Source organism: Rathayibacter sp. AY1B8, assembly GCF_002932775.1.
Classification (GTDB): Bacteria; Actinomycetota; Actinomycetes; order Actinomycetales; family Microbacteriaceae; genus Rathayibacter.
Window position 1 is genome coordinate 1 of sequence record NZ_PSWJ01000023.1, and the last position, 13741, is coordinate 13741.

The window sequence follows — 13741 nt, forward strand, 5'->3', positions numbered from 1 at the left end:
CGATCCGAAGATCAAGGCCGGGGTATAAAATTGGCATTGAACATAGTGCACGCTGTTGAGTTCTCAAGAATCGGACACATCCCGCCTCCACACCAGAACAGTGCTTCACAACGGAAGTGATCGAAGATATTGTTGCTTGCGTCATACGCGTCTTCTCGGTAGACTAGGAGGAGTTTCTTTCTCCCTGTCGCCGTGGCAACTTGTATAACTTAGCACATCCGCGGGCCGTGTCAAATCCGGCTTCTTCGCGATGACGTCACGCTCATAGGCGCTCCGACGTTGCTCGGTTCAGGACCTGAGTCCTGCGCCGGGCGGCGAAGTTGCTGGATCCGAGGGATCCTGCGAAGGCTTTACATCCGTGCGGCAGACCTGCTCCGAAAAGCTGTCTTGCCGAGTGGATGGTCCCGATTGAGGCCGGGACGTAGGAGCTGCTGCTCTTTCCGTTTCCCTGCGGCCTTTGTGGCGACTCGGAATAAGTTACGCAGCGATCGCGGTGCTGTCAAACGACGGGCCGAAATCGCACATCCCGGGCGTGTCGGGATCAGGGGTCCTCCCCGTCGGCGCCCGGTTCCGCGGGCGGATCCGGGGTCCGAGCCGGCTGCATCGGACCGACGCGGGCACCCGCGCGCGCGGGATCCGACTCCACCGAGTGGAAGGACCCTCCCCGGAAACGACGAGGAGCGCGCGACCCGGATCGCTCCGGTACCGCGCGCTCCTCGAGGGGATGCCGGGACTACGCCCCGATGCCGACCGCCTCGGGGGAGACGTCCGCACCGGGAGCCGAGGGCTCGAGCGCCTCGGCGACGCGCTGCGAGAGCGACGAGTCGACGTTCGCCCAGTACTGGAGCACGCGCTGCCGCAGCTCCGGACGGGTGACCTTCGACACGTGGCCGGCGATGTTCGCGACCAGGCGGGCGCGCGCGTCGTCGTCGAGGACCTCGCGGTAGAGCGTCCCCGCCTGACCGAAGTCGTCGTCCTCCGGGTGGAGGGTCGCCGCGGCGCGCGTCAGCTCGCCGTCGGTCTCCCAGCCGGCCGACTCCGCCGCCCGGGCGGGATCGGCGTGGGCGCCGCCCATCGTGTTCGGCGCGTAGACGGGCACCTCGGACTTCTGGAAGTCGAACCGCATGGGGCCGTCCTTTGAGTACGAGTGCACGGGCGACTTCGGCGCGTTCACCGGCAGCTGCGCGTGGTTGGTCCCCACGCGGTAGCGGTGCGCGTCGGCGTAGCTGAAGATGCGCGCGAGGAGCATCTTGTCGGGGCTGGCCGCGATCCCGGGCACGAAGTTCGAGGGGGCGAACGCCGCCTGCTCGATCTGCGCGAAGTAGTTCTCGGGGTTCCGGTCGAGCGTCATGGTGCCGACCTGGATCAGCGGGTAGTCCGCGTGGGGCCAGACCTTGGTGAGGTCGAACGGGTTGAACCGGTAGCTCTTCGCGTCCTCGTACGGCATGACCTGCACGGACAGCGTCCACGAGGGGAAGTCGCCGCGGTCGATGGCGGAGGACAGGTCGCGGATGTGGAAGTCCGCGTCCTCACCGGCGATCTGGTCGGCCTGCTCCTGGCTCAGGATCTCGACGCCCTGATCGGTCTTGAAGTGGTACTTGACCCAGAAGCGCTCGCCGGCGGCGTTGATCCACTGGTAGGTGTGCGAGCCGAAGCCGTCCATGTGCCGCCACGAGGAGGGGAGGCCGCGGTCGCCCATGAGCCATGTGACCTGGTGGGCCGACTCGGGCGAGAGGGTCCAGAAGTCCCACTGCATGTCGTGGTCGCGCAGGTGGCTGCCGGGCAGGCGCTTCTGCGAGCGGATGAAGTCGGGGAACTTGATGCCGTCGCGGATGAAGAAGACGGGGGTGTTGTTGCCGACGAGGTCGTAGTTGCCCTCGCTCGTGTAGAACTTCAGCGCGAAGCCGCGGGGGTCGCGCCAGGTGTCGGGCGAGCCCTGCTCGCCGGCGACCGTGGAGAACCGCGCGAGCATCTCGGTCTCGACTCCGGGCTGGAAGAGCGCGGCACGCGTGTAGGCGCTGACGTCGGCGGTGGTGGTGAAGCGTCCGAAGGCTCCGCCGCCCTTGGCGTGGACGACCCGCTCCGGGATGCGCTCACGGTTGAACTGGGCCAGCTTCTCGACGAGGTAGTGGTCGTGGAGCGCGAGGGGTCCGTCGGCTCCGACGCTCAGCGAGTGGTCGTCACTCGCGACCGGTGCTCCGGAGTTCGTGGTGGTGAATCGTTCCTCGGTCATGTTCCTCCTGTCGGCGAGGGGCACGGAGCCCGCCGCTGCGGTGTAGCGGATGTCGGTCAGTGGGCCAGGGCCAGGCAGTCGGGGCAGGTGCCCCAGAACGTGACGTCGGCGGTGTCGACGGCGAAGCCGCTCGCGGTCTGCGGATGCAGGCACGGCGCCTCCCCGACGACGCAGTCGACGTCGGCCACGGCCCCGCAGCGCCGGCACACCACGTGGTGGTGGTTGTCGCCGACCCGCAGCTCGAACCGGCGGGGGTGGCCCTCCGGCTCGATGCGGCGGACGATCCCGGCGTCGGTGAACGCCGAGAGCACTCCGTAGACGGCCTGGGCCGAGGCCTCGGGGAGGCCCTCGCGCACTCGGGCCAGGACCGCGTCGACCCCGGAGTGCGGGTGCTCCTCGAGAGCGAGGAGCACCGCGCGCCGGGTGGCGGTGACCTTGAGCCCGGAGGCTCGGAGCCGCTCGTCCACTGTCGTCATGCCGAGGACACTACCCGAGTTGTCTTGAGCGGATCAAAACAACGGGCGGCGTGGCGCGCTCGTCCGGGTGAACGGCCGGGAACGCTCCGGCGGCCCCGCGGAGGCTCCGATCAGGCGACCGGACCCTCGACCAGCACGACCTGGGCGGAGCGGGCGGCGCCCGCGGTGTCGGTCCACGAGATCGTCACCGACTCCCCGGGCTCGCGCTGCGCGAGCGAGGCGGACAGCTGATCGGCCGAGGCGACGGCGACCCCGTCGACCGCGGTGACGACGTCCCCCGCCTCGAGGCCCGCCTGCGCGGCCGGCCCGCCCTCGACGACTCCGCCGATCACGGCGCCGGACGCGGTGGTCGCGAGCGCGCGCGAGGTCGGCGACGCGGTGCCGGAGGAGAGGGAGACGCCGAGGAAGGCCGGATAGCCGATCTCGACGGTGGCCGTGTCGGCGCCCGCCTCGATGGTGGCCACGATGTCCAGGGCCTTCGAGATCGGGATCGCGAAGCCGGTGATGTCGGCCGTCCCGCTGGAGGCGGCGGTGTCCATCCCCACGACGCGGCCGGCGGAGTCGACGAGCGGGCCGCCGGAGTCGCCGGAGACGATGTCGGCGTCCGTCTGGATCAGCCCGGTCAGCGTCTCGGCGGAGATCCCCGACTCGGAGCGGGTGGTGATCTGCTGATCGAGACCCGTGACCGTGCCGGTGGCGGCGACCAGGTCGCCCGTCCCTCCCGCGTTGCCGACGGCGGTCACGGTGTCGCCCACAGCGACCCCGTCCGTGTCGAGCGAGGCGGGGGTGAGGCCGGAGGCGTCCTCCAGCTGCAGGACGGCGACGTCGTTCGTCGCGTCGGTGCCGACGACGCGGGCGGTGTAGCTGCGGCCCGTCGACTCCACCGTGACCGAGATCGCGGTGGCGCCCTCGACGACGTGGTTGTTGGTGAGGATCATGCCGTCGGAGGTGAGGATCATGCCGGTGCCGGCCGAGCGGGCGCCCTGGTAGGTGAGCTCGGAGGTGATCGTGACGACGCCGGCGGTCTGCGCGGTGCTCGCGGCCACGGCGTCGGTCGCGCCGGTGGCCGGCTCGGCGGCGGAGGAGCCGCCCTGCGTCGAGCCGCCCCAGGAGGGGACGATCACGTACCCGCCGCCGAAGGATCCCCGCGAGCCGCCGGGGTAGACGATCGTGGTGGCGCCGGCCGAGGCGGAGGAGGCCGCCTCGGTGCGGCCGGCGGTGGCGACTCCGCCTGCTGTCACTCCGATCAGCACGGCGAGGCCGAGGCCGCCGGCGATCAGCGCCCGACGACGACGACGACGGTCGTCCGCGCGCAGCGCGCGCACCTCGTCGGCGCCCGTCGCCTCGGTGGTGGCGGGCTGGTCGGCGAGCTCTCGCTCGTCGGATTCGTGTCGCTCGTTCATGGTGTCGTCCTCGTGCCGGGGCCGCCCCTGACGGCGACCGGTTCCCATTCCACGCCCGGCCTCCCGGCGCCGCCTGGATGCTGCTTATGCGGTTCCTATGAGCGCTCGCCCCTCTGAATGGTTGTAGCTTCAACCAAAAGCGGGTAGCGTCTCCGCCGTGACCACCTCCTCCCCCGACCTGCTCGCTCCCGACACCGCGATGGGCGCGGTGACCCTCCGCGTCGCCGACCTCGACGGGATGATCGCCTACTACCGCGACGCCGTGACGCTCGAGCTGCTCTCGCACGACGGACCGGTCGCGGTGCTCGGCCGCGGCGGAGTGCCGGCCGTGATCCTCCAGCACGCGCCCGAGCTGGTGCACGCCTCGCCGCGCAGCGCCGGCCTCTTCCACACGGCGATCCTCTTCGAATCGGAGGCGGCGCTCGCCGCGGCCGTGTACAGCGTCGCGACCCGGCACCCCGGCTCGTTCACCGGCAGCTCCGACCACCTGGTCAGCAAGGCCTTCTACTTCGACGACCCCGAGCACAACGGCGTCGAGCTCTACTGGGACCGCGACCGCACGCAGTGGTCGTGGACGCACGGGCGGATCGAGATGAGCACGCTCTTCCTCGACCCGAACGCGTTCCTGCAGGAGCACCTCACCGAGGAGTCGATCGCGCAGCCGCGCCTCGGCGGCGCCTCCGTCGGCCACGTGCACCTGAGCGTGGGCGACGTCGCCACCGCGAAGGAGTTCTACGTCGACCGGCTCGGCTTCGAGACGACGATCGCGTACGGCGGGCAGGCGCTCTTCGTCTCGGCGGGCGGCTACCACCACCACATGGCGATGAACACCTGGAACTCTGCGGGCGCCGGACGCCGGCAGCAGGCCCTCGGCCTCGGACAGGTCGAGATCGTGGTTCCCGGCGCCGACGATCTCGGCGCGCTCGGCGAGCGGCTGACCCGCTCCGGAGTCGCCACCCGCGACGACGGCCGCACCCTCGCCTTCGAGGACCCCTGGGCGAACGCGATCCGCGTCACGACCTCCTGAGCGCCGCCGATCGCGGGGGACCCCCGCGGGTACGATGGTCGCGCGGAAGACCGCACTCCCCCGAGACTCCGGAGAACACGGTGCCCACGATCGTCGTTGAAGTCATGCCCAAGGCCGAGCTGCTCGACCCGCAGGGGAAGGCCGTCGCCGGCGCGCTCGCGCGGCTGGGCCACTCCGCCATCCACGGCGTGCGGGTGGGCAAGCGCTTCGAGATCACCGTCGACGAGGTGACCGACGAGGTGCGCGCCTCGGTGCAGCGCATCGCCGACGAGATGCTCTCGAACTCGGTGATCGAGGACGTCGTCGGGATCCACTACCCGGCGGAGGCCGCCCGATGAGGATCGGCGTCATCACCTTCCCCGGCTCGCTCGACGACCGCGACGCCCAGCGCGCCGTCCGGTTCGCGGGTGCGGAGCCGGTCGCGCTGTGGCACGGCGACCACGACCTCGACGGCGTCGACGCGATCGTCCTGCCCGGCGGCTTCTCCTACGGCGACTACCTGCGCTGCGGCGCCATCGCCTCCCACTCCCCGATCATGCGCGAGGTCGTCGACGCGGCGAACGCCGGGACCCCGGTCCTCGGCATCTGCAACGGCTTCCAGATGCTCACCGAGGCGCACCTGCTGCCCGGCGGCCTGATCGCGAACGACATCGGATCCTTCGTCTGCCGCGACCAGCGCCTGATGGTCGCGAGCACCGAGACCGCCTGGACGAACGGCTTCGAGCCCGGCCAGGAGATCACGATCCCGCTGAAGAACGGCGAGGGCGGCTACATCGCCTCGGCCGACACGCTGCTCGAGCTCGAGGCGGAGGGACGCGTCGTCGTCCGCTACCTCGGCCACAACCCGAACGGCTCCATGAACGACATCGCCGGCATCAGCAACCGCCGCGGCAATGTGGTGGGGCTCATGCCGCACCCGGAGCACGCCGTCGAGGAGGGCTTCGGGCCCGACACGGCCGCCGCGATGCGCTCGGGTGTGGACGGGCTGACCTTCTTCACGTCGGCGCTGAAGTCGCTGCTCGCCTCCGCCTGACGCATCCGGTCCGGGCGGCTCCGCCCGCCCGCGACGCACGAGACCCCCGGTTCCGGCCGGGGGTCTCGTGCGTGATGGGCGATGTTCGCGGCGCCGCTCAGGGCCCGGTCAGGACCTCGGGCTCGGGGGTCATCGAGATGGTGGGGATCGAGGCGGTGATCACGGTGCCGTCGGAGCGGCGGGTGCCCTCGATGTCGGACGTGGTCGGCGCGCCGTGCAGGCGGCGGCCCTGGTGCGTGAGCGGGACGCGCACGGGGCTGCCGGCAGCGACGTGCACGCGCTCGTCGCGGACGGTGATCGCGGCGGAGTCGCCGGTCTCGACCGTCAGCAGGACCTCGGTCTGCGTCACCTCGACGCGCACGCGCGTGCCGTGGAGGGTGATGCGGAAGGCGAGGCGGTCCCAGTCGTCGGGCAGGCGCGGGTCGAGCGTGATCCGCCCACCGTGGTCGCGCATCCCGCCGAAGCCGTAGACGAGGGCGCTCCAGACGCCGCCCGTCGAGGCGACGTGGATGCCGTCCGCGGTGTTGCGGTGCAGGTCGGCGAGGTCGACGAACAGCGCCGACAGGAAGTAGTGGCGGGCCAGGTCGCTGTAGCCGACCTCGGCGGCGATGATCGACTGCACGACGGCCGAGAGGGTCGAGTCGCCGGTGGTCAGCGCGTCGTAGTACTCGAAGTCGGCGCGCTTCTGCTCGGCGGTGAACTCGTTGCCCTGCAGCAGCAGCGCGAGCACGACGTCGGCCTGCTTGAGCACCTGGAAGCGGTAGATCACCAGCGGGTGGAAGTGCAGCAGCAGCGGCCGCTTGCTCGCGGGGGTGTTCTCGAGGTCCCACAGCTCCTTCTCGAGGAAGGCCGCGTCCTGCGGGTGGATGCCCGCCCGCGCGTCGAAGGGGATGTGCATCTTCTCGGCGGCGCGCGCCCACTCGAGCACCTCGCCCTCGTCGAGAGCGAGGCGGTCGGCCATCCGCTCGTACGCGGCGGGCTCGACGGCCTTCAGCAGCTCGACAGCGCGTGCGGCCGAGCGGAGGTTCGCCCGGGCCATGACGTTCGTGTACAGGTTGTCGTTGACGACGGTCGTGTACTCGTCCGGCCCCGTCACTCCGTGGATGTGGAAGTGGTCGTCGCCGTTGCTGCGCCAGAAGCCCAGATCGGCCCACATCCGCGCGGTCTCGACGAGGATGTCGATCGCTCCGCGGGCGAGGAAGTCGTCGTCGCCCGTGGCACCCACGTACTGCATGAGCGCGTAGGAGATGTCGGCGTCGATGTGGTACTGAGCGGTGCCGGCGGCGTAGTACGCCGACGACTCCTGACCGTTGATGGTGCGCCAGGGGAAGAGCGCGCCGCGCTGGTTGAGCTCGGAGGCGCGCGCGCGGGCGGCCTCGAGCATGTTCTGCCGGAAGCGCAGGGCGTTCCGGGCCACGAGGGGCGCCGTGTAGCTGAGGAACGGGAGGACGTAGACCTCGGTGTCCCAGAAGTAGTGGCCGCCGTAGCCGGAGCCCGAGACGCCCTTCGCGGCGACTCCGCCGCCGTCGGTGCGGGCGGTGGACTGGGCGAGCTGGAAGAGGTTCCAGCGGGTGGCCTGCTGGATGGCGGGCTGGCCGTCCAGCTGCACGTCGGAGCGGGTCCAGAAGTCGTCGAGCCACTCGCGCTGCTTGACGAACTGCTCCTCGACCGGCGTCTCGCGGGCGCGGTCGAGCGTGCGGTCGCAGCGGTCGGCGAGCTCGCGCACGGGCACGCCGCGGGAGGTGTGGTAGGTCAGCGTCTTGACCAGGCGGACCGGCCGGCCGGCCTTGGCCTTCACGCGGTAGACGTGCTTGGCGAGGTCGTCGTCGATCTGGGAGGTCTGGTCCCACTCGTTCTCGGTCTCGAGCTGGTGCTCGGCGCCGCAGGCGACGGTCATCTGGGAGTTGGTGGTCCGGTAGCCGAGAAGGTAGCGGGTGCCGCTGACGCGCTTGAGGCGCGGCTGGAGCACGCGGTCCTCGAACGACTCCGCCTTGCGCGGGTCGAAGCCGGCCCCCTCGCTGCCGGAGGGGGCGTGGTACTCGTCGACGCCGTCCTGGCGGTTGAGGATCTGGCTCGAGATCAGCACGGACGCGTCGTGGTCGAGCATCTCGACCTCGTAGTCGAGGATCGCGAGGTGCCGGTCGGTGAACGAGACCAGGCGGCGCGAGCGGATCAGGACGCGCTTGCCGGAGGGGGTGCGCCACTCCAGCTCGCGGGTGAGCACGCCGTTCGCGAAGTCGAGACGGCGCGAGTAGGCGAGGACGTCGGCCTCGCTCAGCACGAAGGGCTCGTCGTCGACGTAGAGGCGGATGATCTTGGCGTCCGGCACGTTGACGATGGTCTGGCCGACGCGGGCGAAGCCGAACGCCTCCTCCGCGTGGCGGATGGGCCAGGTCTCGTGGAACCCGTTGATGAAGGTGCCGTAGGCGTAGCCGTCGCGCCCCTCCTCCACGTTGCCGCGGAGGCCGAGGTAGCCGTTGCCGGTGGCGAAGAGCGTCTCGGTGCGGCCCTGCAGCTCGGAGGCGAACTCGGTCTCGACGAGGGCCCACTCGTCGATCGGGAAGCGGTTCCGGTCGAGCGGGTCGGAGGTGATGGGGTTCATGCGGCGTCCTCGGGGGCGGGAGCGGTGGGGAGGAAGGGGAGCAGCTCGGCCAGGTCGTCCACGACCAGGTCGGCGCCGTGCTCGAGCAGGGTGTCGGCCCCGACTCCGCGGTCGACGCCGACGACGAGGCCGAAGCCGCCCGCGCGGCCTGCCGCGACTCCGGAGTGCGCGTCCTCGAGGACGGCGCACGCGGCGGCCGGGAGGCCGAGGAGCTCGGCCGCGTAGAGGTAGGTGTCGGGCGCGGGCTTGCCGGCGATCGAGCGCTCGGCGGCGAGGAGCCCGTCCACGACGACCTCGAAGCGGTCGCGGAGGCCGGCCGCCTCGAGCACCGGCACGCCGTTGCGGGAGGAGGTGACGACGGCGACCTGCACGCCCGCGGCGATCGCGGCGTCGACGAAGCGGAGCGAGCCCGGGTAGGGAGCGACGCCGGTCTCGGCGAGGGTGCGGTTGAAGGCGTCGTTCTTGCGGTTGCCGAGCCCGCAGACGGTCTCGAGCGACGGGTCGTCCTCGGGCGCGCCCTCGGGGAGGGTGATGCCGCGCGAGGCGAGGAGCGCCCGGACGCCGTCGTACCGCGGGCGTCCGTCGATGTACCGGAAGTAGTCGGCGTCGGTGTAGCCCTCGGCGATCCCGCGCGAGGAGAGGTACTCCGTGAACAGCCGCGACCAGGCCTGCATGTGGACGTCGGCGGTCGGCGTGAGCACGCCGTCGAGGTCGAACAGGAGCGCGCGGACGCCGCGGAGGGCGGAGGCGTCGGGGCGCGTCGGGGATGCAGTCACGGCGGGGAGGACCTCTGATCGGGGGCAGGCGTTCGGCGGTTCCGCCGATGACGGTCGTCCGCCGCGGACTGCAGGTATCGTATACGCCCCCGGCCGCCGTGTGGAACCGTTTACACGTCCGTCATCTGCGCGCCGCCGGGGGCGTCGATCCGCTCGGGGGCGAGGCGGTGCCGCCCGAGGGGGAGCATCAGCGGAGTGCCCGAGGTCGGGTCGGTGATGATGCGGCTGTCGAGGCCGAACACGGCGAGCACCGTCTCCTCGGTGAGCACCGCGGCCGGGGTGCCGGAGGCGTGCACCGCGCCGTGCGCGATGGCCACGAGGTGGTCGGCGTAGCGGGCGGCCATGTTGAGGTCGTGCAGCACCATCACCACCGTCGTCCCGCGGGTGCGGTTGAGGTCGACGAGCAGGTCGAGCACCTCGATCTGGTGGCTGACGTCGAGGAAGGTGGTCGGCTCGTCCAGCAGCAGCACGTCCGTCTCCTGCGCGAGGGCCATCGCGATCCAGACGCGCTGGCGCTGCCCGCCGCTGAGCTCGTCGACGGAGCGGTCGGCCAGGGCGGCGGTGTCGGTCGCGTCGAGCGCGGTCGCGACGGCCTCGTCGTCGTGGGCGCTCCAGCGGCTCAGCATCCCCTGGTGCGGATGGCGGCCGCGGCCGACGAGATCCGCGACGGTGATGCCCTCCGGGGCGATCGGCGACTGCGGGAGGAGGCCGAGCGTGCGGGCGAGCTGCTTCGCCGGCGTCCGGTGCACGGCCCTGCCGTCGAGCAGCACGGCGCCGGAGCGGGGCGCGAGCAGGCGCGACATCGAGCGCAGGAGCGTCGACTTGCCGCAGGCGTTCGCTCCGACGATCGCGGTGATGCGGCCGGGCGGGACGACGAGGTCGAGGCCGTCGACGACCGTCCGGTCGCCGTAGCCGAGGGTGACCCCCTCGGCCGTCAGTGTGTGCGCGGTGGTCACAGTGAGCCTCCCGCTCTGTTGCTGCGGACGATGAGGTAGACGAGGTACGGCGCCCCGAGGACGCCGGTGACCACTCCGACCGGGTAGCGCAGGCCCAGCCCGAACTGCCCGACGAAGTCGGCGACGAGCACGAGCAGCGCGCCGACGAGGGCCGAGGGGATGAGGAGCGACGCGCCGGGCCCGATCAGGCGGGCGGCGATCGGGCCGGAGAGGAAGGCCACGAACGCGATCGGGCCGGCGGCGGCCGTCGCGAAGGCGATCAGCCCGACCGCGGCGACGATCACGACGAGGCGGGTGGCGTTCACGCGGATGCCGAGCGCGGAGGCGGTGTCGTCGCCGAGCTGCGTGGCGGAGAGGTCGCGCGAGCGCGAGAGCAGGACGGGGGTGAGGACGACGACCGCGGCGAGGACCGGCACGACCTCGCTCCAGCTCGCGCCGTTGAGGCTCCCGGTGAGCCAGCGGGACGCCTCCTGCAGGTCCCACGCGGCGGCCTGCGAGAGCACGTAGGCGGTGAGGGAGTCGAGCATCGCGGCGACCCCGATGCCGATCAGGATCAGCCGGGTGCCGGCGACTCCGCTGCGGTAGGACAGGGCGTAGACGAGCAGGGCGACCACGAGTCCCGCGACGATCGCGAGGGCCGAGACCTGCGCCGCCCCGAGCGAGAGCGTCACGATCGCGAAGGCCGCGGCGGCGCTCGCCCCGGCGCTGATCCCGATGATGTCGGGGCTGGCGAGCGGGTTGCGGAGCATGGTCTGGAAGCTCACTCCGCCGAGCCCGAAGCACAGGCCCACCAGCAGGGCGAGGACGGCGCGCGGGAGGCGGAGGCGCCCGACGGTGAAGCTCGCCCCGGGGACCTGCTCACCGAGGATCACGCGCAGCACCTCGTCGGGCGAGTAGACGGTCTGGCCGACCAGCAGGGAGACGGCGAGGACGGCCGCGATCAGGACAGCGAGCACGGCGACGACGACCCGGCGGCGGGTACCGCGGCGGCGGCGGCCGGCCGCGACGGCGCGGGCGGTGGCGGAGGGCGCCTCGAGCAGCGCGGTCACAGCTCGCGCACCTTCTGGCGGCGGACGATCGCGATGAACACCGGGGCGCCGACCAGCGCGGTGACGATGCCCACGTCGATCTCGCTCGGGCGCGCGACGACGCGGCCGACGATGTCCGCCGCGATCAGGAGCACGGCGCCGGTCACCGCCGAGAACGGCAGCAGCCAGCGGTGGTCGACGCCGACGAGGAGGCGGCAGGCGTGCGGGACGACCAGGCCGACGAAGCCGATGGGCCCCGTGACCGCGGTCGTCGCTCCGCAGAGCACGACCGCGCCCAGGGCGGCCCCGCCGCGCGCGAGGGCGACCCGCTCCCCCAGGCCCGCGGCGAGCTCGTCGCCGAGCGCGAGGGTGTTGAGGCTCTTGGCCGAGAGCACGCAGAGGACGAGGCCGGCCAGGAGGAAGGGGAGCACCTGCGCGATGCTCGCGGACGTGGCGCCGCCCACTCCGCCGATCTGCCAGGAGCGGATGCCGCCCGCGATGTCGGCGCGCGGCAGGACGATCGCGCTGATCACCGAGACCAGCGCGGCCGAGGTGGCGGCCCCGGCCAGGGCGAGCTTGAGCGGAGTCGCGCCGCCGCGCCCGAGCGACCCGACCGTGTAGACGAAGACCGCGGCGACCGCGGCCCCGCCGATCGCGACCCAGACGTAGGCGGCGGAGCTCGTCAGCCCGAAGAAGACGATGCCCGTCACGACCGCGAGCGAGGCTCCGGTGTTCACCCCGAGGATGCCGGGGTCGGCCAGCGGATTGCGGGTCACCCCCTGCATCAGCACGCCGGCGACGCCGAGGGCCGCGCCCGCGATCGCGGCGAGCACGGTGCGCGGGATGCGCTTGGCGACCGCGGCCTGCGCGAACCCGTCCGTGGACCCGCCGAACGCGGCGACCACGTCGCTCCACGCCACCTCCCGCGACCCCACCAGCACCGACACCACGGCGGCGGCGAGCAGCACGGCCACGGCCGCGAGCAGCCAGAGGGCGCGCAGCCGCCTCGGGCGGCGCACGGCGGCGACGCCCGAGGCGGCGGGAGGAGCGGCGAGGGTCACGCGGGCCGGATCCCGGCTCAGGCGGCCGGAGTGCTCTGCGCGGCCTTGGCGGCGGCCTCGTCGAGCAGGTCCAGGTAGTCGTCGAGGACCCACGAGATCGAGAGCGGCGTCGGGTTGGCGGCGGTGCCGAGCGGCGTGGAGGGCAGGCGCACGATGGCGTCGTCGGCGACCGCGGGGATCTGCGAGAGCAGCGGGTCGGCCTTGAGGGTGCTCACGAGCTCGTCGTCGCCGTAGGTGACGATCACGTCGACGTCGCTGAAGGCGTCGGCCTGCTCGGCGCTCTGCGTGAGCGAGAACTTGTCGGTCGCGGCGGAGGCGGTCGCGATGCTGCCCGGGGTGGCCATGCCGAGGTCCTCGAAGAACGCGGGGCGGGTGTCGTGCGAGGTGTAGAAGCTGACCTGGCTGAGGTCCGTCGGGTCGACGTGGGTGAGGAACATCGCCGAGGTGCCGGCCAGCTGCGGGTGCGCGGCGACCTTCTCCTCGATCTCGCCCTCGAGCTCGGTGATCAGGGCGGCGCCCTCGTCGGCCCTGCCCATCGCCTCGCTGTTCAGCGTGATCATGTCGCGCCAGGAGGTGCCCCAGGCGGTCTCGGGGTAGGCGACGACGGGGGCGATCTCGCTCAGGGTGTCGTAGTCCTCCTGCGTGAGGCCGGAGTAGGCGGCGAGGATGACGTCCGGGTCGGTGTCCGAGACGGCCTCGAAGTCGATGCCGTCGGTCTCGTCGAAGAGGACGGGGGCCTCGGCGCCGAGCTCGTCGAGCTTCTCGCTCACCCAGGGGAGGAGCCCGTCGCCGTCGTCGTCGCCGAAGTTGGCGGCGGCCATGCCCACGGGGACCACGCCCAGCGCGAGCGGGACCTCGTGGTTGGCCCAGTTGACCGTCGCCACGCGCTCGGGCGCCGACTCGATGGTGGTGGTGCCGAGAGCGTGCTCGATCGTGATCGGCGTGAAGCCGCTGTCGGCGGCGGCGTCGTCTCCGGCGGCCGAGCCGCTGCAGCCGGCGAGGCCGATCGTCAGCGCGGTGGCGGCGAGCAGGGCGAGGGGCGTGGTGGCGCGGGGCATGGGTCCCTTTCGAGAGGCTGTGCGGGAGGCGGCGCAGGGTCCGAGTGGACCGGCACTAAGGACAGCCTAACCAAAGAATGTGCGTGCT

Annotated in this window: 12 protein-coding genes; 3 read left to right on the forward strand and 9 right to left on the reverse strand. The window is 72.0% G+C overall.

Translation table 11 applies throughout. From position 1 onward, the window contains the following. Positions 1-733: 733 nt before the first annotated feature. From C5C63_RS12965 to C5C63_RS12975, 3 genes are all read right to left on the reverse strand, one after another. Entirely contained in the window at positions 734-2233 is a 1500-nt protein-coding gene (locus C5C63_RS12965) for a catalase (protein WP_104222734.1), read from the reverse strand. Positions 2234-2289: 56 nt separating this feature from the next. Further along, positions 2290-2709 (reverse strand): Fur family transcriptional regulator, encoded by a 420-nt coding sequence (locus C5C63_RS12970; RefSeq protein ID WP_104222735.1) that lies wholly within the window; start codon positions 2707-2709, stop codon positions 2290-2292. A 110-nt stretch (positions 2710-2819) separates the two neighbouring features. Beyond that, entirely contained in the window at positions 2820-4112 is a 1293-nt protein-coding gene (locus C5C63_RS12975) for a S1C family serine protease (RefSeq protein WP_104326199.1), read from the reverse strand. A 199-nt stretch (positions 4113-4311) separates the two neighbouring features. Between C5C63_RS12975 and C5C63_RS12980 the strand changes: the two genes are divergently transcribed. From C5C63_RS12980 to purQ, 3 genes are all read left to right on the forward strand, one after another. Further along, entirely contained in the window at positions 4312-5139 is an 828-nt protein-coding gene (locus C5C63_RS12980; RefSeq protein WP_104267823.1) for a VOC family protein, read from the forward strand. Positions 5140-5219: 80 nt separating this feature from the next. Then, a complete protein-coding gene (gene purS / locus C5C63_RS12985; protein WP_104267819.1) occupies positions 5220-5477 on the forward strand; it encodes a phosphoribosylformylglycinamidine synthase subunit PurS in 258 nt (85 codons plus the stop codon). Then, positions 5474-6172 carry a phosphoribosylformylglycinamidine synthase subunit PurQ gene (gene purQ / locus C5C63_RS12990; protein ID WP_104222737.1) on the forward strand — a complete coding sequence of 233 codons (699 nt, stop codon included), beginning with the start codon at positions 5474-5476 and terminating at the stop codon, positions 6170-6172. The genes purS and purQ overlap by 4 nt, the downstream gene beginning before the upstream one ends. 97 nt (positions 6173-6269) lie before the next feature. On the opposite strand, the gene C5C63_RS12995 is transcribed toward purQ, so the two are convergent. From C5C63_RS12995 to C5C63_RS13020, 6 genes are all read right to left on the reverse strand, one after another. After that, positions 6270-8774, reverse strand: a complete 2505-nt coding sequence (locus C5C63_RS12995) for a glycoside hydrolase family 65 protein (RefSeq protein WP_104222738.1) — start codon at positions 8772-8774, stop codon at positions 6270-6272. Further along, positions 8771-9550, reverse strand: a complete 780-nt coding sequence (locus C5C63_RS13000) for an HAD family phosphatase (RefSeq protein WP_104292724.1) — start codon at positions 9548-9550, stop codon at positions 8771-8773. The genes C5C63_RS12995 and C5C63_RS13000 overlap by 4 nt, the downstream gene beginning before the upstream one ends. A gap of 110 nt (positions 9551-9660) precedes the next feature. After that, positions 9661-10506 (reverse strand): ABC transporter ATP-binding protein, encoded by an 846-nt coding sequence (locus C5C63_RS13005; RefSeq protein WP_104222740.1) that lies wholly within the window; start codon positions 10504-10506, stop codon positions 9661-9663. Next, complete coding sequence (locus C5C63_RS13010) at positions 10503-11555, reverse strand: iron chelate uptake ABC transporter family permease subunit (protein ID WP_258059902.1); 1053 nt, start codon at positions 11553-11555, stop codon at positions 10503-10505. The genes C5C63_RS13005 and C5C63_RS13010 overlap by 4 nt, the downstream gene beginning before the upstream one ends. After that, a complete protein-coding gene (locus C5C63_RS13015) occupies positions 11552-12595 on the reverse strand; it encodes an iron ABC transporter permease (protein WP_104222742.1) in 1044 nt (347 codons plus the stop codon). The genes C5C63_RS13010 and C5C63_RS13015 overlap by 4 nt, the downstream gene beginning before the upstream one ends. A gap of 17 nt (positions 12596-12612) precedes the next feature. After that, the gene (locus C5C63_RS13020) at positions 12613-13653 is read right to left on the reverse strand and encodes an iron-siderophore ABC transporter substrate-binding protein (protein ID WP_104292725.1); all 1041 of its coding nucleotides are present in this window, start codon (positions 13651-13653) and stop codon (positions 12613-12615) included. Between the last annotated feature and the right edge of the window lie 88 nt (positions 13654-13741).